At 72.3% G+C, this 21,592-nt stretch carries 17 protein-coding genes; 1 reads left to right on the forward strand and 16 read right to left on the reverse strand.

All coding sequences use genetic code 11. The features are described 5' to 3' along the window. Nucleotides 1-827 precede the first annotated feature (827 nt). Nucleotides 828-1,583 carry a DUF1707 SHOCT-like domain-containing protein gene (locus ABD978_RS33850; RefSeq protein ID WP_345363860.1) on the forward strand — a complete coding sequence of 252 codons (756 nt, stop codon included), beginning with the start codon at nucleotides 828-830 and terminating at the stop codon, nucleotides 1,581-1,583. An 811-nt stretch (nucleotides 1,584-2,394) separates the two neighbouring features. On the opposite strand, the gene ABD978_RS33855 is transcribed toward ABD978_RS33850, so the two are convergent. The 16 genes from ABD978_RS33855 to ftsL form a co-directional block, all read right to left on the reverse strand. Then, the gene (locus ABD978_RS33855) at nucleotides 2,395-4,140 is read right to left on the reverse strand and encodes a hypothetical protein (RefSeq protein WP_345363862.1); all 1,746 of its coding nucleotides are present in this window, start codon (nucleotides 4,138-4,140) and stop codon (nucleotides 2,395-2,397) included. Nucleotides 4,141-4,275: 135 nt separating this feature from the next. After that, entirely contained in the window at nucleotides 4,276-5,220 is a 945-nt protein-coding gene (locus ABD978_RS33860; RefSeq protein ID WP_345363864.1) for a DivIVA domain-containing protein, read from the reverse strand. 50 nt (nucleotides 5,221-5,270) lie between these two features. After that, nucleotides 5,271-5,552 carry a YggT family protein gene (locus ABD978_RS33865; RefSeq protein ID WP_252783080.1) on the reverse strand — a complete coding sequence of 94 codons (282 nt, stop codon included), beginning with the start codon at nucleotides 5,550-5,552 and terminating at the stop codon, nucleotides 5,271-5,273. 21 nt (nucleotides 5,553-5,573) lie between these two features. Beyond that, complete coding sequence (locus tag ABD978_RS33870; RefSeq protein ID WP_345363866.1) at nucleotides 5,574-6,092, reverse strand: cell division protein SepF; 519 nt, start codon at nucleotides 6,090-6,092, stop codon at nucleotides 5,574-5,576. A 101-nt stretch (nucleotides 6,093-6,193) separates the two neighbouring features. Continuing rightward, nucleotides 6,194-6,892, reverse strand: a complete 699-nt coding sequence (locus tag ABD978_RS33875) for a YggS family pyridoxal phosphate-dependent enzyme (RefSeq protein WP_345363868.1) — start codon at nucleotides 6,890-6,892, stop codon at nucleotides 6,194-6,196. A 30-nt stretch (nucleotides 6,893-6,922) separates the two neighbouring features. Further along, nucleotides 6,923-8,356, reverse strand: coding sequence for a cell division protein FtsZ (gene ftsZ / locus ABD978_RS33880; RefSeq protein ID WP_345363870.1), 1,434 nt, complete (start codon nucleotides 8,354-8,356; stop codon nucleotides 6,923-6,925). Between the two features lie 452 nt (nucleotides 8,357-8,808). Then, the gene (locus tag ABD978_RS33885; protein WP_345363888.1) at nucleotides 8,809-9,585 is read right to left on the reverse strand and encodes a cell division protein FtsQ/DivIB; all 777 of its coding nucleotides are present in this window, start codon (nucleotides 9,583-9,585) and stop codon (nucleotides 8,809-8,811) included. A gap of 71 nt (nucleotides 9,586-9,656) precedes the next feature. Continuing rightward, nucleotides 9,657-11,054 carry a UDP-N-acetylmuramate--L-alanine ligase gene (murC, locus tag ABD978_RS33890; protein ID WP_345363872.1) on the reverse strand — a complete coding sequence of 466 codons (1,398 nt, stop codon included), beginning with the start codon at nucleotides 11,052-11,054 and terminating at the stop codon, nucleotides 9,657-9,659. Beyond that, nucleotides 11,051-12,142 (reverse strand): undecaprenyldiphospho-muramoylpentapeptide beta-N-acetylglucosaminyltransferase, encoded by a 1,092-nt coding sequence (murG, locus tag ABD978_RS33895; RefSeq protein WP_345363874.1) that lies wholly within the window; start codon nucleotides 12,140-12,142, stop codon nucleotides 11,051-11,053. The genes murC and murG overlap by 4 nt, the downstream gene beginning before the upstream one ends. A 49-nt stretch (nucleotides 12,143-12,191) precedes the next feature. After that, entirely contained in the window at nucleotides 12,192-13,448 is a 1,257-nt protein-coding gene (gene ftsW, locus ABD978_RS33900; protein WP_345363876.1) for a putative lipid II flippase FtsW, read from the reverse strand. 42 nt (nucleotides 13,449-13,490) lie between these two features. After that, nucleotides 13,491-14,897 carry a UDP-N-acetylmuramoyl-L-alanine--D-glutamate ligase gene (gene murD, locus ABD978_RS33905; RefSeq protein WP_345363878.1) on the reverse strand — a complete coding sequence of 469 codons (1,407 nt, stop codon included), beginning with the start codon at nucleotides 14,895-14,897 and terminating at the stop codon, nucleotides 13,491-13,493. After that, nucleotides 14,882-15,940: a phospho-N-acetylmuramoyl-pentapeptide-transferase gene (mraY, locus tag ABD978_RS33910; protein WP_345363880.1), complete on the reverse strand. Its 1,059-nt coding sequence runs from the start codon at nucleotides 15,938-15,940 to the stop codon at nucleotides 14,882-14,884. The genes murD and mraY overlap by 16 nt, the downstream gene beginning before the upstream one ends. Next, nucleotides 15,937-17,334 (reverse strand): UDP-N-acetylmuramoyl-tripeptide--D-alanyl-D-alanine ligase, encoded by a 1,398-nt coding sequence (locus ABD978_RS33915; RefSeq protein ID WP_345363882.1) that lies wholly within the window; start codon nucleotides 17,332-17,334, stop codon nucleotides 15,937-15,939. The genes mraY and ABD978_RS33915 overlap by 4 nt, the downstream gene beginning before the upstream one ends. 63 nt (nucleotides 17,335-17,397) lie before the next feature. Continuing rightward, entirely contained in the window at nucleotides 17,398-18,930 is a 1,533-nt protein-coding gene (locus ABD978_RS33920; protein WP_345363890.1) for a UDP-N-acetylmuramoyl-L-alanyl-D-glutamate--2,6-diaminopimelate ligase, read from the reverse strand. 47 nt (nucleotides 18,931-18,977) lie between these two features. Continuing rightward, nucleotides 18,978-20,741 carry a peptidoglycan D,D-transpeptidase FtsI family protein gene (locus ABD978_RS33925; protein WP_486303914.1) on the reverse strand — a complete coding sequence of 588 codons (1,764 nt, stop codon included), beginning with the start codon at nucleotides 20,739-20,741 and terminating at the stop codon, nucleotides 18,978-18,980. Between the two features lie 272 nt (nucleotides 20,742-21,013). Continuing rightward, a partial coding sequence (gene ftsL, locus ABD978_RS33930; RefSeq protein WP_345363886.1) for a cell division protein FtsL occupies nucleotides 21,014-21,592 on the reverse strand: 579 nt, incomplete at its 5' end.

Consider the following 21,592-nt stretch of genomic DNA (forward strand, 5'->3'; position numbering starts at 1 on the left):
ATCAACAAACGGGTCCATTTTCAGCCGCCGACCCTGGTCTCACATTGGAGCGCCGTTGACAAATGCGAGGGTGAACGCGCCCGACTGCGGCCAGGGGTGAGGCTGGCGAGCTCCCGGCGCGTCTGGGCTGGGGCCGGCGAACGCGAGCGCCTGAGCCCCCGCGGGCGGCGCGGATGCTCCACGGGGCGGATCCGGCGGCCTTCCGGCCCTGCCGAGCCGTACGTCGTCCTTTGGGTTCACCGCGAACCCGAGGACCGGATACACCCGCCAGGGGGCCTGAGAATCGCCCGGCACCAGCAGGAAAGGGGACTCAGACAACACCAGCAACCAAGGTCACCTCTTGACCAGCCCGCTCCTTCAGGGATGACCTGCGCTAGCGCGGAGCTTCAGCGTCCGTCGTCTCCGTCGTCGTGGTGCGGTCGAGGACGCGGTAGACGGTGGCGCGTCCGATGGCGTTTCCAGCTCCCACTCCCGCCGCGTCGCCAGGCCGTTCTCCCGATCCACGTAGAAGGTCGGAAGAAACATGATCTGTAACCACACGACTACTGACCGGTTTCGACGAGTGACAGCTACGCAACAACCTTGAGGCGTTACACAGAGCTACTTTTCATCTGGTCTCACCGACCCGAGCGGAGGGCCCACCAGGGGCGACCACTGGTTCGCCCCTGCTCGAACCGCTACGAGACCACCACACCTCATCCTTTGCCCGGGCCGGCGCGGCCGTCCTCGTCCGGACCGATACGGGGGCACGACCGCTCGCCCCCGTTCCGCGCCGGTACGGGCGGCCATGTCTGGTCTCTACCGGGCCGGTGCGGAATGATGCTGGCGTGGACGTACCCGACAAGCCCGTTGAGGTAGACCCGAGCCTGATGCGCGCCTCGGACGCCGACCGTGACCGGATCGCGGACCGGCGGCGCGAGGCCCTCGCCGAGGGCCGGCTCACGGCGGAGGAGCACGCCGAGCGGCTCGACGTCGTCTATCAGGCGAAGACGTACGCCGAGCTGGCACCGATCGTCGCCGATCTCCCGGGTGCCGGCGGCCCCATGCCCGCGGCTTCACAGGTGGTGCGCGACGACCTGCCGGCCCCGCAGGCGAGCTCGCCGAACCTGGTCGCCATCTTGGGCGGCGCCGAGCGCAAGGGCCGCTGGCTGGTCGAGCCGCACACCAACGTGGTCGCCGTGCTCGGCGGCGTCGAGCTCGATCTCCGCCAGGCCGTGCTCGCCCAGCGCGAGGTCACCATCAACATCACGACCATCATGGGCGGCGTGTCCATCACCGTTCCACCCGGCGTGCGCGTGGTGAACTCCGTGACCTCCGTCATGGGCGGCTGCTCACTGCCGTCCGACGACACGGTGGGCCCGGACGCCCCGGTGATCCGGCTCACGGGCATGGCGTTGCTCGGCGGGATCGACGTCAAACGGCTGAACGTCGACCAGAGCGCTGAGCCTGCGGCGGTCGACGGCGGTGACTTCCACGCGCGGCAGCGGAGCCTGCACCGTGAGTTCCGGGAGAAGCAGCGCGCGGTGCACCGGGAGTTCCGTGAGCAGCAACGGGAGCTGCGCCGGCACCGGCGAGCCCGCTGACGCGGCCGTCCTGGGACCTACACCGCATCGGCCGAGCGAGTCGGCCTCCGCGACCTGATCACCGGCGTCCACTGCGTTCTAGTAGCAGCATCCACCAGTGATCACCGCGGACGAGGCCGCCCTGAGTCACCTTGCCGTCGGCGTTGACGGCCGATGACCGGTTCGCCCCGTCCGGCACGTCGATGCCGACGTCGAGGTGACTGATTCGTCCGCCCGATGGGTCGCGGCTCAAGGCAGGCGGCGCTCACGGCCCGTCTCGGTCCGCCCTCGGGGGCACAAAGGCGAACGTCGTGAAGCCCCGCCCAGGGGTCTGGATCGGCCATCCCCTCGTCGCCCTTGGCGACGATCTCCCCCAGCACCTCGCCGAGGACCGTCGGTGCCCTCGGCCTGCAGGGTGAAGGTGACGGTCCTCCTTCGTCGCACGGCCCGTCGTGGCCGCTCGTGTCCCTGGGATGGAGCCGGCGCCACATTCTCGACACTCGAGGCTCATGACTTCTCCACGTCCGGCACCGGCGAGATCGCCGCGCCTGCCGACAGGAGTCTCACAGGGCTCGGCGAAGCCTCGAACGGTCGGCGATTCGTCCCTACACGAGACCCGATTCCGGCGGCTTCGCCGAGCGTTTGGTTCGCGCGCCGGGAGAACGCTCCGAGTTCAGCGGAGCCGTCTCTGCGCGTTTCCGGGAGGTGGGGCGGTAATGCCGCTAGAGGCACTCTGGGGGTCATGCAGCCGGGCGGAGATCCATCGGACGCGACCTGGGCCCGGCCGCCGGCCGGGCCCAGGTCGCGTCCGATAGCCGCGCGCGTGCGCGTGTCAGTCGTCGTCTGGCTGGCAGACCAGGCAGGGGGTGCAGCCGCGCTCCCGGGCCGCCTCCCGCGACAGGCTCTCCAGGTCGTCGGCGTCGTCGGCGATGTCCTCGATCAGCGCGCAGTCCGACCGGTGGTACCGCTTGGTGCCGCTCAGGATGCGCACGGTCGGGCTGCTTGAGGCTCCGGCGTCGTCGGAGTCCTCCGAGTCCTCCGAGTCGTCCGCAGGCGCGGCCTTCGTCGTCTCGTCGCTCGTCGCGGTCTTCTCGGCCTTGTCCCGCTTGTCAGCCTCGTCGGCTTCGTCGGCCTCGTCGACCTCGTCGGTCTGCGCGGTGTCGGCGTCGGCGGCGGGCTCCGGCAACTGCTCGGCGGCGTCGTCATCGGGCTCGGCGTCCGCGTCGTCGGCGGCCTCCGGCGGAGCGGGGGCGGCTGCGGCCTCTTCGCTCGCGGGCTCCTCAGCCGCGGGCTCATCCGCGGCGGGCTCATCCGCGGCGGGCTCCTCGTCCTGCTCGCCGTGCTCATCGGACGGCTCGGGCTCGGGCTCCTCGGCCGCAGGCTCGGGCGCCGCGGCGTCGTCCGTCTCGGTGTCCGGGTGAGCGGAGTCCTGGGGGTCCGTGGCCTCGGCCGCGATGGCCTCCGGCTCGCCGGCCTCCGGCTCTGTGACCTCGTCCGCTGCGGTCTCGGGCTCTGCGGTGTTCCGGTCGGCGGGCTCGGGCTGGGCCGTTTCCCGCGTCGTCGCCGCCTCTGCGGGCTCGACGGTCTCGTCCTGGGGCTCAGCGGGCTCGGGCTCGTCAGCGGAGCGGGCCGTCGTGGGCTCGTCGTCGCGGTGCTCGGTGTCCGAAGCGCCGGTGTCGGTCTTCGCGGCTGCCGCGGCGCCGTCGGCCGTCTCGTCGGCGTCCGTACGGTCCAGGGGTTCGAAGAGGGACCGGCCGTGTCGCCTCGAGCGCTCGGCGAGTGACTCCTCGGGGGCGTCGGCGGTCGTGTGCTCGGCGTCGGCCGGCTCGACCGTGGTGGACTCCGCGTCGCGGACGTCCGTCTCAGGCTGCTCTGTCGCCTCGGTGCCGCCGGTGGTGGCCGGGCCGCCCGTGAGGGCGTCGCTCTCCCTGGACGGCCGCTCGGCGGCGGGGAGGGCTGGGGTGACCGGAATGTCGGTCCGAGTGACCTCAATGGGCTCCAGAGCCGCGCTCTGCGGCCTGGTGTCGGCGACCGTGCCGGTGTCGGCCGACCGCTCCTCGATGGTCTCGGTGAGGGCGGCACGCGCGGCGAGCGCCGTGTCGGGCAGGCAGGCGGTGCAGGGCGTAAAGCCCTCCTCCCGCGCCTCGACGAAGGTGAGCTCCTCCTTGTCGCGGCCCGCGAGCTGACGGCAGGTCTCCAGGTGGTAGCGCTTACGGCCCGGGACCACGTAGACGGTGGTCTCGGCGGGCACATCGGTCGCGGAGGCCGACGTCGCCGGAACGATCGCCGCGTCATCTCCCGCTCCGACCCGTGCCTTGGCCTTGACCGGCCTGGCGGTCGCCCGGCCGACGGACGCCTTGGCGTTCGCCGGGGCCGCGGTGGTGCCGAAGAGTTCCTTGCGCCGGAGGAACACCCCGACGGCGAGGAAGAGGGCGGAAACGATGCTGACGCCGATCGACACGTAGATCAGCTTCAGCCCGTCAAGACCGAGAATCTCATGCCCGGTGTTGCCCGTGACGATGCCCGTAACAAGAAGAGCGATCGCCAGGACGACGAGCACGCCACTCAGGATGATCACACAGGTCTCCCTCTACCAACCGTCGTACCGGAGGTGCGCAGCAACGCTAGCGCAACTTCGGTCGGTTCGGCCGCCTCCAACCCGCTACCACTTGGTTTCGGACATGACCGTCGGTCCGGAACCGCGTGGCCGTGCTCAGCGCCGGTCGTGCGGGTTGTCGGCGGTGTGGAAGCTCCCGGTGGCGCCGTGCTGAGCGTGCTGCGGCTCGGCCTGCGGCTGCTGCGGGAAGGGGTTCGCTCCGGTGTTGCCCGGGCCGATGCCCGGCTGGCCGTTGCGCGGCCCCTCGACGTGCGGCGGCGGCGGCGGGGCGACGGCGGGCTGAGCCGGCTGGGGACCCGTGTTGCCCGGTCCGCCGAACGGCCCGGCGTGGCTGCCGGCCTCCAGCTCGCGCAGCTGACCCTCGAGGTAGGCCTTGAGACGGCTGCGGTACTCGCGCTCGAAGAGGTTCAGGTCCTCGACCATGCGCTCGAGCTCCTCGCGCTGCTGGACGAGGGAGCCCATGGCCTGGCGGTGCCGCTCCTGCGCGTCCCGCTCGAGTGACTCGGCGCGGGCGCGGGCCTCGCTGACGATCTGCTCGGACTGCCGACGGGCCTTGCCGAGGATGTCCTCGGCCTCACGCCGGGCACGCCCCAGCGTCTCGTCGGCCTCGCGGCGGGCGTCGGCGATCGCCTGGTCGGCGGTCTGCTGGGCCAGGGCGAGCACGCGGGCGGCCGTGTCCATGTTGTCCTCGCCGGGCGTGGCCATCGGCGGAGGTGGAGGCGGCGGCGCCTGCGGGGCGGGAGGCAGGCCGAGACCGCCCATCATCGGCTCGTGCTCGGGCTTCGGCTCCGGCGGCTTGGGCGGTTCGGGCAGATGCGTGATCTCCGGCTTGGGTTCGACGATCGGAGCGGCCATCGCCGGCACCTTGCCACGAAGGCACTCGGCCAGCTTGGCGCGCAGCTCCTCGTTCTCCTGGATGAGCCGGTCGAGCTCGGCCTCGACCTCATCGAGGAACGCGTCGACCTCCTCTTCGTCGTAGCCCGGCCGGAGCCGGGTTGTACTGAACTGCTTGTTCCGCACATCCGCGGGTGTCAGCGGCATCTGGTCTCCTTGGCGCGCTTGGAGTCTGTCCCCGAACGGACGGTACCCGATCAGAGCGGCTGGACAATGATGATCAAGAACCAGACCACGAAGAAGAGAACCGTGAAGCTCAGGTCGAGTGCAACGTTACCCAGCCGGACGGACGGGATGAAACGGCGTAGGAGCTTGAGAGGTGGGTCGGTGACGGTGTATGTGGCCTCCGCCAGCACCAGCACCACCCCTCGGGGCCGCCATGACCGGGCGAACGCCTGAAGCGTCTCGAAGACCATCCTGCCGATGAGGAAGAGCAGGAAGAGGTACAGCGGGATGCTCAGGTAATTTCCAAGATTCACGAACACTCTCGCTTGTGGCTGTCAGCTCTGATTGAAGAACCCTCGTTCTGCCATACGGGCCTTGTCCTCGGCGGTCACCTCGACGTTGGCTGGGGACAACAGGAACACCTTGTTCGTAACACGCTCGATGCTTCCGTGCAGGCCGAATATGAGACCAGCCGCGAAGTCGACGAGACGCTTCGCGTCGCTGTCGACCATCTCGGTGAGGTTCATGATCACCGGGGTCCCCTCCCGGAAGTGCTCTCCGATCGTGCGGGCCTCGTTGTAGGTCCTGGGGTGAAGCGTAGTGATACGAGCGAGGTCGGACACCGCTGACTCCCCAACTGGGGGGCGCCGCTCCGGCCCGAACGGCTTCTGCTCCTCCTCGGCGGGCGCCTGGACTCCGGTAGGCTGCCCGGCGGATTCGTCGGAACCGCGCTCGAGCCGACGCCGCTCGACGGCCTCGTCGTCGTAGACGTCGTAATCATCGTAATCGTCGTCGTAGCGGTCGTCCTCCACGAGGCCGAGGTAGACCGCCATCTTGCGCATCGCGCTGGCCATACGCCCCCTCCGTCGTCCGCCGACAGGAGAATCCCTGCGGGAAGCTTCCGCTCGCCGATCGTTACGTTTAAGCGCGGACGCCAAGGTCCACGGTGGGGACATTACCTGACGATTGCCCGTCGTCCTCCGAGCAACGCCGTACCGACTCGGACGTGTGTCGCACCACACGCGACCGCTTCTTCCAGATCCCCGCTCATTCCGGCAGAAATCATGGTCGCTCCGGGGTGAGCGGCGCGTAGCGCGGCGGCGACCTCCGCCAGCCGGCCGAAGGCCGCGGCGGGATCGCCGCCCAGGGGCGCGACCGCCATGACGCCGCCGAGCGTGAGGCCGGGCGCGGAGGCGATCGCGTCGGCCAGCGCCGGCACTCCGCCGGGCCGGACGCCGCCCCGGCCCTCGGCGTCGTCGAGCGCCACCTGGACGAGACAGTGCAGCGACCGGTCCGCCTGGGCGGCCGCGCGCGACAGTGCCGTCACGAGGCGTTCCCGGTCGACCGAGTGCACGACGTCGGAGTAGGAGGCCACCGAGCGGACCTTGTTGGTCTGCAACTGCCCGACGAAGTGCCACCGCAGCGGCAGGTCGCGGCACTCGGCGGCCTTGGCGGACGCCTCCTGGTCGCGGTTCTCCGCGACGTCGGTGACGCCGAGCCCGGCCAGCAGGCGCACGTCCGAGGCGGGGAAGGTCTTCGTCACCGCGATCACGGTGACCTCATCGACGGAGCGGCCGGCCGCGGCGCACGCCTTGGCGACACGCTCACGGACGGCCGCGAGGTTCGCGGTCAGTTGGTCTTCGCGGCTGGACATCACTGGTCGTGCTTCACCGGCTGAGCATCGTTACTTGAGGAAGTCCGGGACGTCCAGGTCGTCGTCCTCGTCGAAGACGACGGGGCGGCGGCGGACCGGGTCGGTGCCGAGGCGCGCCGCGGTCGGCTCGGAGGCCGGCCGCGGCACCTTAGGGCGGACCGCTGTCTCGCCGGAGGCCGGACGCGGCGGCGTCGCTCCGCCGTCGGCCGTGCTCTCCGCCGGCTTGTCGCCCACCGGCTCGGGCTTGGTGTCGGCGTGCTTGGGCGGGTCGGCCTTCGGCGGCTCCTGCTTCGCCTCCGCCGGCTTGGCCACTCCGGCCGCCGAGGACGGGCCGGGCTCCCGGTGCTGCGCGGGAGCGGGCGCCGGTGGAGGGACCGCGGTGACCCGCGGCGGCGCGGGCGGCGGCGCGGCGGGCGGGGTCACCGGGCGGGGCGGCGTCACGGGCGAAGTCGCCATGGCCGGGCGGGGCGGCGCCAGCCGCTTCGGCTCCGCCTGGGGCGCCGGGGCGCTCTGCGGCCGGATCTCGTCGAAGCCCGCGGCGATCACGGTCACCCGGACCTCGTCGCCCAGGGCGTCGTCGATGACCGCGCCGAAGATGATGTTCGCGTCGGGCGCGGCCGCGTTGGACACGAGCTGCGCCGCCTCGTTGATCTCGAAGAGGCCGAGGTCGGACCCGCCGGAGATCGACAGCAGGACGCCGTGGGCGCCGTCGATGCTTGCCTCCAGCAGCGGGCTGGAGATCGCCATCTCGGCGGCGGCGACCGACCGGTCGTCCCCGCGGGCGGAGCCGATGCCCATGAGCGCGGAGCCGGCCCCGGACATCACCGACTTGACGTCGGCGAAGTCGAGGTTGATCAGGCCCGGCGTGGTGATCAGGTCCGTGATGCCCTGAACACCGGAGAGGAGCACCTGGTCGGCCGCCTTGAACGCGTCCAGCACGCTCACCTGGCGGTCGGAGATCGACAGCAGCCGGTCGTTCGGGATGACGATGAGCGTGTCGACCTCGTCGCGGAGCGTCTCTATGCCGGCCTCGGCCTGCATCGCGCGCCGCTTGCCCTCGAAGCTGAAGGGGCGGGTCACCACGCCGATCGTCAGGGCGCCCAGGGAACGGGCGATGTTGGCCACCACCGGAGCGCCTCCGGTGCCGGTGCCGCCGCCCTCTCCGGCCGTGACGAAGACCATGTCGGCCCCCTTGAGGACCTCCTCGATCTCCTCACGGTGGTCCTCGGCCGCCTTGCGCCCGACGTCGGGATTGGCACCCGCGCCGAGACCGCGGGTCAGTTCACGGCCGACGTCGAGCTTGACGTCGGCGTCGCTCATCAGCAGCGCCTGGGCATCCGTGTTGATCGCGATGAACTCGACACCCTTGAGCCCCTCTTCGATCATCCGGTTGACGGCGTTGACGCCGCCGCCGCCAATGCCGACGACCTTGATGACCGCCAGGTAATTCTGCGGTGCTGCCACGACGAGGGGCCCTTCCGCTCGCTCTATCGAACCGGCCGGCGTGCCGCCGCTCCGGTGTTTCTTACTGAATTCACGTACTTTGGTGGGCCGGAACCCTCACCCTCAAGTTGAGACTTACAGTTATGTCAACCTAGGGCTGATACGGACAGTAGGGGCGCCCCACTGCAGGGTCAACTAACCCGGCCCTGAGCACACCGGCGTGTCGCGCGACACCCCAGTCATCCCAATTCATCCGATCCGGTGCGCGCCGTTCCCACCCGCCGCGCGAGGACAAGTGTCCCGCGACCGGGGATCGTTCGCTACTCGAAGGCACCGGTGCGGGCCGGCGGCACCCATCCGGCCCATCCCGCCCGGGCGAATCCGCGTCTCCGGAGCGACCACCTCGGCCGGCCCGAAGGACGGCCCCGTCCCGGCGGACGCCGATCTCGGGTGAGCGCGCCCCATCGTTTCGGCTACCTGGTGGTGACGACCTCCGGGGAGCTCACGTCGATCGTCCTGACCCCGCGCGGCGACCGGTCCAGCAGACCGCGCAGCAGCCGGAGCTTCTCCGGCCCGCGCTCCGCGGCGCCCCATACGACGGTGACGCCGTCCGCCAGCCGCAGGCTCACCGCCTCGGTCGACGGGACGTCCACGCCGACCACCTGACGACCCAGCCAGGAGGGCAGGGCCCGTACGACGGACAGCCCGGTCCGCAGCGCGGGATCGCTCTGCGTGGGGTTCGCCACATCGAGCACCGGGAGCCCGCGCGGCCGGGCGGCGGACGCGACGACGGTCACGCCGTACCGGTCGATCTGGAGGTACCGGTTGTCGTGCTGGGCGACGACGATCGGCGTGCGCTCCCGTACGACGATGTGGACCGTGGTCGGCCACCGGCGTTCGACACGGGCGGTCTCCACCGCCTGCACCGCCTCCACCCGATCGCGGACGACGCCGGTGTCGAGCCTGGCCAGGGGCTCGCCGAGGTGCACCCGCGCCGCGGCGAGCACCTCCTCGCGGGAGACGAGCCGCTCCCCCGTGACGTCGATCCGCCGGACGACGAGCAGCCGCGACCCCAGCAGGACCCACGTGGCCGTGCCGAGGACGCCCGCCACGAAGAGCCCGACGAACAGCACCTTCCAGCGGTTGGGACGACGGCGGGCGGGCCGCTGCGGCCGGTCCGGCGCGTCCTCGCCCGATCCCGGCGCGTCGGAACCCGTCCCCACGGCCCCCGGAACGCCCTCCGCGTCCATCGTCACGCCTCCTCACTCGCTCCGCGGCGCCCGCGCCACCGAGCGGGAGTGCACCCGGATGAACCGGCCGCTCAGCCGCCGAGCAGCCGGAGGATCTCCGGGCCGAGCCTGGTCACGTCGCCGGCGCCCATCGTGATGATGACGTCCCCGGGGGCGGCCATGGCCGCGACACGCCCGGCCACCGCGCTTTCGTCGGGCTCGTACGTCACCCGGCCGTGCGGGACCGCCTTGACGACCAGCTCGCCCGTCACACCGGGGATCGGGTCCTCGCGCGCCGGGTAGACGTCGAGGACGACCGCCTCGTCGGCGAGCCCCAGCGCGGCGCCGAACTCGGCGGCGAAGAACTTGGTGCGGCTGAACAGGTGCGGCTGGAAGACCGCGACGATGCGGCCGCCGCCGAGCTCCTCGACGTAGTCGCGGGTGGCCCGCAGGTCGGCGGCGAGCTCGGTCGGGTGGTGGGCGTAGCTGTCGAACACCTTGACGCCGCCGACCTCGCCCTTCGGCTCGAGACGGCGCCGGGCTCCGCCGAACCCGGCCAGGCCATCGGCGACCGCGCCGGCGTCGACGCCCAGCTCGACGGCCACGGCGTACGCGGCGGCGGCGTTCTGCGCGTTGTGCCGGCCGGGAACGGCCAGCGTGAGCTCCCGGCCCGCCACGGTGAACCGCGAGCCCAGCCCGCGCGGCGTGAAGCCCTCGATGCGGTAGTCGGCCCCGGGCGCCTCGCCGTACGTGCGGACGGTGAGCCCGCGCCGCGTGCCCGTCTCGCCCAGCGCCCGCGCTCCGGGGTCGTCGGCGCAGACGACGAGCAGGCCGCCCGCCTCGATCCGTCCGACGAAGTCGGCGAAGGTCTCCTGGACCTTCTCGAAGCCGCCGTAGTTGTCCAGGTGATCGGCCTCGACGTTGGTGACGATCGCGGCGTGCGGCGCGAACATCAGGAACGACCCGTCGCTCTCGTCCGCCTCCGCGACGAACAGGTCGCCGGACCCCTCACCGGCGCCCAGGCCGGTGGTGACGAGCTGGCCGCCGATGCAGTACGACGGGTCGGCCCCGGCGTGCTGCAGGGCCACGGTCAGCATCGAGGTGGTCGTGGTCTTGCCGTGCGTGCCGGCCACGGCGACGGCGCGGCGGCCCGCCATCAGCGACGCCAGCGCCGCCGCGCGGTGCAGGACCCGCAGGCCGCGCTCGCGGGCGGCGGCCAGCTCCGGGTTGGTCTCGCGGATCGCGGTGGAGACGACGACCGTCGCGGCGTCGCCGACGTGCTCGGCGGCGTGCCCGACGTGCGTCGTCGCGCCGAGGTCGCGCAGCTCGCGCAGCAGGTCGGAGTCCTTGGCGTCGCTGCCGGAGACCGGGATGCCGCGCCCGAGCATGATGCGCGCGATCCCGGACATGCCCGCCCCGCCGACTCCGACGAAGTGCACCTTGCCCAGCCGGTCGGCGGGCACGATCTCAACAGGCGTGACGAGGCTCATGAGGTGGGTCCTTGGGCGACGACGCGGGCGACGAGGCGGGCCAGGGCGACGTCGGCGTCCCGGCGGCCCATGCGCGCGGCGGCCTCGGACATGATCGCGACCCGCTCGGCGTCGCCGAGGATGGGGAGGACGTTCGCCCGGATCCAGTCGGCGGTGAGCTCGCCGTCCTCGATGAGGAGGCCGCCGCCGCCCCGGACGATCGGCTCGGCGTTGAGCCGTTGCTCGCCGTTGCCGATGGGCAGCGGGACGTACGCCGCGGGCAGCCCGACGGCGGTCAGCTCGGCGCAGGTGATGGCGCCGGCCCGGCACATGGCGAAGTCGGCCGCGGCGTACGCGAGGTCCATCCGGTCGCAGTACGGCAGCATGATGTACGCCGGGTCGTCGGGGGTGAACTCCGGCTCGGCGAGGTTCTTCGGGCCGACGATGTGCAGGATCTGGATGCCGGCCTGCCGCAGCTGCGGAACGGCCTCGCCGACCGCGCGGTTCAGCGAGCGGGCGCCCTGCGAGCCGCCGAACACCAGCAGCGTGGGCAGGTCCGAGCGCAGGCCGAAGTGGGCCCGCGCCTTGTCGCCCATGCCGAGCCGGTCCAGGGTGGAGATCTCGCGGCGCAGCGGGATGCCGACGACCTCGGCGTGCGGCAGCGGGGTGTCGGGCGCCGCCACCGCGACGTTGTCGGTGAAGCGGGCGCCGAGGCGGTTGGCCAGGCCCGGCCGCGGGTTCGCCTCGTGCACGACGATGGGGATCTTGCGGCGGCGCGCGGCGAGGTAACCGGGGGTGGCGACGTAGCCGCCGAAGCCGACGAGCACGTCGGCCTGCGTGCGGTCCAGGATGGCCGCCGCGGCGTTGATCGCGCCCGCGAGCCGGCCGGGCACGGTCAGCAGCCGGGGCGTCAGCGTCCGCGGCAGCGGGACCGGCGGGATCATCGCGAGCTCGTAGCCTCGCTGGGGCACGATGCGGGACTCCAGGCCCCGCTCGGTGCCCAGACAGGTCACCTGGACGCCGGGATCCTCCCGGCGCAACGCGTCGGCGAGGGCCAGGGCGGGTTCGATATGTCCGGCTGTGCCGCCACCGGCCAGGACAACCCTCATGCTCGCGCTCCTGCTCAAATCGACTCGCTCCGTCACCGGCTCAACACCCTCAGCGCTTTGCCAGGCCCAGCCAGCTTAGAGCCATCAGGGCCGGTCCCGGACCACGTGCGGCGAGGGCCTGCCGGGCGCCGGGCTCGCGTTTGGCGAACGACAGCAGCATGCCCAGCACGAACAAGGTCGGGATGAGGGCGGACCCACCGTACGACACCAGCGGCAGCGGGATGCCCGTAATGGGCAGGACGCCGATCACCGCGCCGATGTTGATGATGGCCTGACCGATCAGCCAGGCGGTCGCGCCGGACGCCGCGAGCCGCATGAAGGGGTCCTTGACGCGCCTGGCGATCCGCAGGCCGGCGTACGCGAGCACGCCGAACAGGCCGAGCACGACCAGCGTGCCGATCAGGCCGAGCTCCTCACCGATGATGGCGAAGATGAAGTCGGTCTCGGGGTGGGGCAGGTAGTTCCACTTCGCCCGGCCCTCGCCGAGTCCGGTGCCGAGCACGCCGCCCGAGGCGATGGCGTACAGGCCCTGGAGTCCCTGGTAGTTGGTGGTCATCTGGTTGCCGGACTGGTCGAGGAAGCCGGTGAGCCGCGCGAGGCGGTACGGCTCGACGAGGATGAGGATGGAGATCAGGACGCTCGTCACGCCCGCCATGCCGACGAAGAGCCGGCCCGGGGCGCCGACGACCCACAGCAGGGCCAGGAAGATGATCAGCAGCACGATGGTCGTCCCGAGGTCGCTGCCCATCATGATGAGCAGCACGAGGACGCCTGTGCCCGGCAGCAGCGGGATCAGCAGCTGCCGCCAGTCGGTGAGCTGGCGCAGCTTCTCCTTGCGGGCCAGCAGGTCGGCGCCCCACAGCACGAGGGCCAGCTTGGCCGGCTCGGAGGGCTGGAGCTGGAACGGCCCGCCGAAGCTGATCCAGCGCTGCGCGCCGTTGGCGCTCTGCCCCAGGCCGGGGGTGAGCGCGACGATGAGGGCCAGCGCCGACAGCAGCATCAGCGGGTAGGCCGCCGTGCGGAACGTCTTGGCCGGGAGCCGGGCGGCGATCCACATCAGCGGCAGCCCGATGCCGACCCACAGCGCCTGCTTCTCGAAGAGGGTGAACGCCGACCCGGTGTTCTGGTACTGGCGGATGCTCGAGGCCGACAGCACCATGACCATGCCGAGGGCCAGCAGCAGCAGCGAGCTGCCGAGCACCAGGTAGTAGGAGGTGAGCGGGCGGTCGAACAGGCCGGCGACTCCGGACGCCCAGGCCCGCGGCCCCGACCGCGGCTCCTCCTCGTCGACGTAGGCCCCGCTCACGGTCGGCTCCTCCTCCTCACGCGGACCCCGCGGACGCGGGGCTCACTCGGCGAGCCGGCCCACGGCCGCCGCGAACGCCTCTCCTCGCGCCGGATACCCGGTGAACATGTCCATGGAGGCCCCGACGGGGGCCAGCAGCACGGTGTCGCCGGGTCGGGCCAGCCGGGCCGCCTCGGTCACGACGCGGTCCATGGCACCAGTGTCGGTGTCGGCGACGTCCACGACCGGGACATCCGGGGCGTGTCGCGCGAGTGCCTCGGCGAGCCGGGCGCGGTCGGCGCCCATCAGGACGACCCCGCGCAGCCGGTCGGCGCACGAGCGCACGAGCTCGTCCACGTCGGCGCCCTTGAGGAGCCCGCCGGCGATCCACACGATCGAGCGGAAGGCCGCCAGGGAGGCGGCCGCCGCGTGCGGGTTGGTGGCCTTGGAATCGTTGATGTAGTCGACGTCGGCGACCGTGGCGACGTGCTCGATCCGGTGCGGGTCGGGCCGGAACCGGCGCAGGCCCTCCCGTACGGCCTCCGGCGGCGCGTCGAACGCGCGGGCCAGCGCCGCCGCGGCGAGGGCGTTGGCGACGTTGTGCGGCGCGAACGGCCGGACGTCCGTCAGCTCGGCCAGCTCGACCGCCTCGCGCACCGGGTCGCCGGTGAACGCCCGGTCGACGAGGAGCTCCTCGACGACGCCGAGCCGGCCGGGGCTGGGCACGCCGAGCGTGAAGCCGACGGAGCGCTCGGCGCCCTCACCGAGGCGTACGGACCACTCGTCGTCGGCGTTGACCACCGCGAGGGTGCCGGGCGCGAAGATCTTGCCCTTGGCCGCGGCGTACTCCTCGAAGGAGCCGTGCCAGTCGATGTGGTCGGGCGCGACGTTGAGGACGGTCGCGGCGAGCGGCCGGATCGAGCTGGACCAGTGCAGCTGGAAGCTGGACAGCTCGACGGCCAGCACGTCGTACGGCTCGGGGTCCGCGCCGTCGCCGCCGGCGACCACCTCGACGATCGGGGTGCCGACGTTGCCGACCGCGACCGTCCGGTGCCCGGCCGCCTCGAGCATCCGGGCCAGCATCCGCACGACCGTGGTCTTGCCGTCGGTGCCGGTAATGGCCAGCCACGGCGGCGCGTCCGGCCCGCGCAGCCGCCAGGCGAGCTCGACCTCGCCGATGACCTCGACGCCGGCCTCGGCGGCGGCCCGCAGCAGCGGAGCGGTGGGGCGCCAGCCGGGCGAGGTGACGACCAGCTCGGTGCCCGGCGGCAGGCTCTCGCCGTCGCCGAGGCGTACGGTGACGCCGGGAACGGCGGCCTTGGCCAGGAGCGACTCGTCGTCCCGCGCGTCGACGAGCGTGACGTCGGCGCCGCGGGCGGCCAGGACGCGGGCGGCGGCGCGGCCGGACAGGCCGGCGCCCGCCACGCACACCCGCAGGTCCGTCCAGGCGGTCATCAGTTCGGCATCCATTCGATGTAGAACAACGACAGGCCCGCCGCCACGCACAGCAGGGAGATCAGCCAGAACCGCACCACGATCGTCGTCTCGGCCCAGCCGGACAGCTCGAAGTGGTGCTGCAGCGGCGCCATCTTGAAGACCCGTTTTCGGGTCAGCTTGAACGACCCGACCTGGATGATCACCGACAGGGTGATGAGGACCGGCAGCCCGCCGAGGATGATGAACAGCAGCTCGGTGCGGGTCATCACGGCCAGGCCGACGATCACGCCGCCGAGGCCGAGCGAGCCGGTGTCGCCCATGAAGATGCGGGCCGGCGGGGCGTTCCACCACAGGAAGCCGACGAGGGCGCCCAGCACGGCCGCCGCGACGACGGCCAGGTCGAGCGGATCTCGGACCGTGTAACAGGTCGGGCCCAGTCCGACGTAGAAGCAGCTGTTGCGCAGCTGCCAGTTGCCGATGAGGACGTACGCCCCGAGCACCGTGCCGACCGCGCCGCCCGCGAGGCCGTCCAGGCCGTCGGTGAGGTTCACCGCGTTGGACGTGCCCGCGATCATCAGCAGCGCCCAGATCACGAAGAGGTACGGCCCGATCGGCGGGCCGAAGTCGCGCAGGAACGACAGGTACGGGTTGGCCGGGGTGGCCCCGTAGGCGTTCGGGAAGCGCAGCGACAGCAGCGCGAAGATCACGCCGACGATGATGATGCCGATCATCTTGGCCCCGCTGCGCAGACCCAGGCTGCGCTGCTTGAAGACCTTGATGTAGTCGTCGACGAACCCGACCATGCCGAGGCCGGTCATCAGGAACAGCACCAGCGCACCGGACACCGTCGGCTGCGTACCCGTCACCACGTGGGCGACGAAGTACGCGATCAACGACCCGATGATGAACACGGTGCCGCCCATGGTCGGCGTGCCCCGCTTGCTGAGGTGCGCCTCCGGCCCCTCCTCGCGGATCATCTGGCCGTACCCGAGACGGCGGACGACACGGATCCACACCGGCGTGCCGAGCAGTCCGATGATCAGGGAGAGGGCCGACGCGACCAGAATGGTCCTCACGCCTCGTGCCCCCCTTCGGACATCTCCAGCACTGCCTGGGCGACCTTCTCCAGCCCGGCGACGCGTGAGCCCTTCACGAGCACGACGTCACCCGGCCGCAGTCTCTCGCCCAGCGCGGCCACCGCCGCGTCGGCATCCTCGACCCGCACGCCTTCTCCCGTCCATGACCCGACTTGTCCAGCACCCTGCAGCACGGACGCGGCGGTCTCGCCGACGGCGATCAGGCCCGTCACGCCGCCCCGCGCCGCGTGGGTACCGATCCTCTCGTGCTCACTCACCGTCGCCGCACCCAGCTCCGCCATTTCGCCGAGCACGGCGAAGGCCCGCCGGTCACGGGCCATGTGCACCAGGGTGTCGAGCGCCGAGCGTACCGACTCGGGGTTGGCGTTGTAGGCGTCGTTGATCACGGTCACGCCGTCGGGGCGTTCGGTGACCTCCATCCGCCAGCGGCTGGCCGGCGTCGCCTCCGACAGCGCCTCGGCGATGTCGGCGGCCGGCATCCCGAGCTCGTGGGCGACCGTCGCCGCGGCGAGCGCGTTGCTCACCGTGTGCGCGCCGTACAGCCGGAGCGCGACCGCGGCCGATCCCGTCGGGGTGACCAGGGTGAAGCGCGGCCGGCCGGCGTCGTCGAGGGACTCGTCCTCGGCCCGCACGTCCGCCTCCGGCGCCCGCCCGAACAGCGTGATCCGCGCGGAGGTGCGGGCCGCCATCGCCCGTACGAGGGGGTCGTCGGCGTTGAGCACGGCCACGCCCTGCGGGGGCAGCGCCTCCACCAGCTCGCCCTTGGCCTTCGCGACGACCTCCCGGCTGCCGAACTCCCCGATGTGGGCGCTGCCGACGTTCAGCACGACGCCGATGTCGGGGCGCGCGACGCGCGCGAGATGGGCGATGTGCCCGAGTCCCCGGGCGCCCATCTCCAGCACGAGGTAGCGCGTGCCCTCGTCGGCGCGCAGCACGGTGAGCGGGTGGCCGATCTCGTTGTTGAACGACCCGGGCGGGGCCACGGCCGGTCCGAGCCGGCCGGTGAGCCGCGCGAGGAGGTCCTTGGTCGAGGTCTTGCCCGCCGACCCGGTGACGCCGATCACGGTCGTCTCGGGCAGCCGGTCGACCACCGCGCGGGCGAGCGCGCCGAGGGCGGTCAGGACGTCGTCGACGACGATCGCGGGAACGCCGACCGGCCGCTCGGCGAGCACCGCCGCCGCGCCGGCCTCGACCGCCTGGACGGCGAAGTCGTGCCCGTCCGCGCGCTCTCCCCGGAACGCGACGAACAGCGCGCCGGGCCCGGCCTGCCGCGAGTCGATGACGACGGGTCCGCTCACGACCGTCTCAGGGGACGCACCGTCCATCCTGCCCCGGGTGATCTCCGCGATCCTCGCGAGCGAAAGTGGGATCAAGTCTGCTCCTTGCCGGATGTCCGAATGGTCGGTCGGTGCGACGGCACGCCGCGTGCCGTGCGCTCACCGGTCATCGTGTCGCTCCCGGCGTGCGCGCAGGACGCGCCGCATGACCTCGCGGTCGTCGAAGGGGAGGACCGCACCGCCGACATACTGCCCCTGTTCATGCCCCTTGCCGGCGACGACGACGACGTCGCCGTGCCGTGCCCGGCCGGCCGCCAGAGCGATCGCCGCGGCCCGGTCGGGCTCCACGATCACATGCGCGCGCTCGCTCTCCGGCACGGTGAGTATCCCCTCGACCATAGCGGTGAGGACGACCCAGGGGTCCTCGGTGCGCGGGTTGTCGTTGGTGAAGACCGCCACGTCGGCCAGGCGCGCGGCGAGTTCTCCCATGACAGGACGTTTGCCGGTGTCGCGGTCGCCGCCGCAGCCGAGCACGATGATCAGGCGTCCGTCGTCGGCGACGAGCGGCCTGAGGGTCTCCAGGACGGCCTGGACGGCGCCGGGCTTGTGCGCGTAGTCGACGAGCGCGGCGAACTCCTGGCCCTCGTCGACGCGCTCCAGCCGTCCGGGCACCCCCGGCAGGTCGCCGACGCCGCGCACCGCGGTCTGCAGGGAGATCCCCGACTCGACCAGCGCCACGATCGCGCCGAGCGCGTTGGCGACGTTGAACGGGCCGGGCAGCGGCACCCGCGCGTCGGCCTCCACCCCGCCCGGGCCCACCACCCGGAAGTCGCTGCCGTCCGGGCGCAGGCGTACGTCGGCCGCCCGCCAGTCCGCGTCGGCGTCGCCGGCCGCGGAGAACGTCGTGACGGGGACGCCCGCGATCCCGGTCAGCCGCCGGCCCCAGTCGTCGTCCACGTTGACGACGCCGATCCGGCTGTACTCGGGAGTGAACAGCCGGGCCTTCGCGGCGAAGTAGTCCTCCATCGTCGGGTGATGGTCGAGGTGGTCCTGCGACAGGTTCGTGAACACGGCCACCTCGTACCAGGCGCCGCCCACCCGGCCGAAGTCCAGCGCGTGGCTGGAGACCTCCATGGCCGCCGCGGTCACGCCGCGCTCGCGCATCAGCGCGAACAGGCCGTGCAGGTCGGTGGCCTCCGGGGTGGTCAGCGCGCTCGGCAGGACCTCGCCGCCGACGCGGATCTCGATCCCGCCGACCAGGCCCGTCTCGTGCCCGGCGGCCCGCAGGCCCGCCTCCAGCAGGAACGTCGTGGTGGACTTGCCGCTCGTGCCGGTGACGCCCAGCAGGGTCAGGTCGCGCGCCGGGTCGCCGTACACCCAGGACGCCACCCGGCCGAGCACCGCGCGCGGGTCGTCCACGACGAGCACCGGCAACCCCGACTTCTCGGCCCGGATGCGGCCCTCCCGGTCCGTGAGGATCCCGGTGGCGCCCGCGTCGGCGGCCTGCGCCGCGAACACGGCGCCGTGGAAGCGGCTGCCCGGCAGCGCGGCGTACAGGTCGCCCGGCCGGACCTTCCGGGAGTCGTGCGTCACACCGGTGACCATCCCCGGCACCGGCTCACTCCCCTCGGTCAGGCCGAGGAGTGAGACCAGCCCGGACAGCGGGCGGGCGGGGACGGTCTTGGGTCGCATGAGATCGGGATCGGGTCTGTTGGACACGGCGGAGAGGGTACCGCCGGTCACCGCTGGTCTGGGGAGATACGGATCTTCTGTGACCGGCCCGCGCTCGGCGGGACGCGCCGGCTCTGCAGCGCGAAGCTCATCACGTCCTTGAAGACGGGGGCGGCCACCTCACCACCGTAGTAGCCGTTCTGCGGCTTCTGCAGCACGACCTCGACGACGAGCTGCGGGTTCTCGGCGGGAGCGAAGCCGACGAACGTCGCGTTGTAGCCCCCGCCCGTGTAGTTCCCGGTCCTGGGGTTGACGCGCTGCGCGGTGCCGGTCTTGCCCGCGACGCGGTAGCCGGGAATCTGCGCGGCGGGCGCGGTGCCCTCCTTGGAGATGACCCCTTCGAGCATCTTGGTGAGCTCGGCGGCGGTGGTGCCGCTGATCACGCGGCGCTGGGCCGGTTTGGCCGCCGGGGTGAGGTTGCCGTGGTCGTCGGTGGTGCCGGCGATCAGGCTGGGGGTCACGCGAACCCCGTGGTTGGCGATCGTGGCGTAGACGCTGGCGACCTGCAGCGCGTTGACCGAGACCGACTGGCCGAACGCGAGGGGGTAGCGGTCGGTGCCCCACCACTGGTTCGGCGGCTTGAGCGAGCCGGCGTCCTCCCCCGGCAGGCCGATGCCGGTCTCCTGGCCGTATCCGAAGGCCCGCATGTACTGGTAGAGCTGCGCGTTCGTCAGCCTGTCGCTGGCCATGATGGTGCCGACGTTGCTCGACTTGGCGAGCACGCCCCCGAAGGTGAGGGACTCCGTCGGGTGCGTCTCGGAGTCGTGGAACGTCCGGTCGTACTTCGTGATGTGGTCCGGCACGTCGAACACCGTGTCCGGCGTGACGTGCCCGGCCTCCAGCGCCGCCGCGGCGGTGACCACCTTGCTGGTGCTGCCGGGTTCGAAGTCGTCCTGGACCACCCGGTTGCCCCAGTCGCTCTCGGGGTACTTGCCGTAGTTCGCCGGGTCGAAGGTCGGCGCCGTCGCCATCGCCAGGATCTGGCCCGAGCGGGGATCCATCACGATGACGCTGCCGCTCTGCGCCTTGGTCGCCTTGACCTGCTTGGCGATCGCGTCCTGTGCCTTCCACTGGATGTCCTGGTCGAGGGTCAGCCGCAGCCCCTTGCCGGGGATCGGCTTGAGCTGCTGGTCCTCCCCCATGGGGATCCGCTGGCCCTTCTCGCTGACCTCGACCTTCTGCCAGCCGCTGCGGCCCTTGAGCAGCTTGTTCGTGCTGGACTCCAGGCCCGCGGCCCCGTCGCCCGCGGCGTTGACGAAGCCCACGACGTTCGCGGCCAGGGAGCCGCCGGGGTAGATCCGGCGGTACTCCTGCTGCGTGCCGATGCCGGTGAAGTTCATCGCGGTCACCATGCGGGCGCGGTCCGGCTCCACGTGGTGGATCAGCTCCCGGTAGCGGTCCATCTTCGCCCGGGGGGTCAGCTTCTTCAGCAGAGTCGCCGGGTCGAGCCCGAACATCGACGCGAGCGTCGTCGCGATCTTGTTCCGGATGTTCGTGTGGTTCTTCTGCTCGTACTGCTGGATCAGCGTGGGGTCGGCGTAGATCACCCGGGCGTCGACGGTCATGGCGAGGGGCTGGCCCTGCGCGAACGTGATCGCGCCGCGGACCGCGGGCAGGGGGATCCGGTTGAGCCGCTGGCGGATCGCCGCCTCGGCGTACCCCTTGGACTCCAGGCCCTGGAGCTGGACGAGGCGCCCGGCGAACAGCGACAGCACGAACGCCACCAGCAGCAGGCCGACGTTCAGGCGTTTGATCGGGTCGCGCCGGACGATGCGACGCCGCAGCAGCGCCCGTGGCCGTCGCCGCGGCGCGGTGGGCGGGCGGGCGTCCCGATCGCGCCGGGCGGCTCGCTCGGCGCCGCCGGCCCCCCGGACGCCCGAACGCCCGGCAGCGCCCTGACCGCGACCGCTCTGGCCACGGCCGGCCTGGCCACGGCCGGTCTGGCCACGGGTGCTCTGGCCGCGACCGGCCTGCCCGGGACCGCTCGTGCGGCGCGGGCCTCCGGGCGGGGAGGGGGCGGCCGGCCCGCGACCACGCCGGGAGGTCACCGCGTGCCGCCTCCCTGCCGCGGAGCGGCCTTCTGGGTGTTCTGCTTGTTCTGGGTGGTCTGCTTGGTCTGGGTGGTCTGCCGGTTCTTGTCCGGCGCGTTCCGGCGCGGCGCCGGGTCGCCCGCCGGTGGCACGAGCACGCCGGGCGCGCCCGTGACGGCCCCGGCCGCGGCGGCGGCCACGGCCTCGTCGGACACGCCCTGCGGCGGGGCGCCGACCTCGGTCACCCGACCCGTGTGCGCGTCGATGAAGGCGGTGCCCTGCGGGTCGACCATGCCGAGGCTGCGGGCCTTCTGGTGCAGCACCGCCGGGTCGTTCTCCCGGGCGATGTCGGCCTGCAGCGCCTGCTTGCGCTCGGCCAGTTGCCGGTTGTCGCGCTGCAACTCGCTGAGCGTGAAGGCGTCCTGGGCGAGGACGGTGTTGAGCAGCAGGAGGCTGACGAGCGCGCCGCCGAGCAGCCCGACGACGAGCAGGACGAAGGGCGCGCAGGCGCGCGGCGGCGCGGGCCGCCGGGGCGCGCGCGTCGCGGTCCCGGTCCGGGTCGGCGCGGTGCGCGTCCGCGTCGCGGTCCCGGT

Source organism: Actinoallomurus liliacearum, assembly GCF_039542035.1.
GTDB classification, from domain to species: domain Bacteria; phylum Actinomycetota; class Actinomycetes; order Streptosporangiales; family Streptosporangiaceae; genus Actinoallomurus; species Actinoallomurus liliacearum.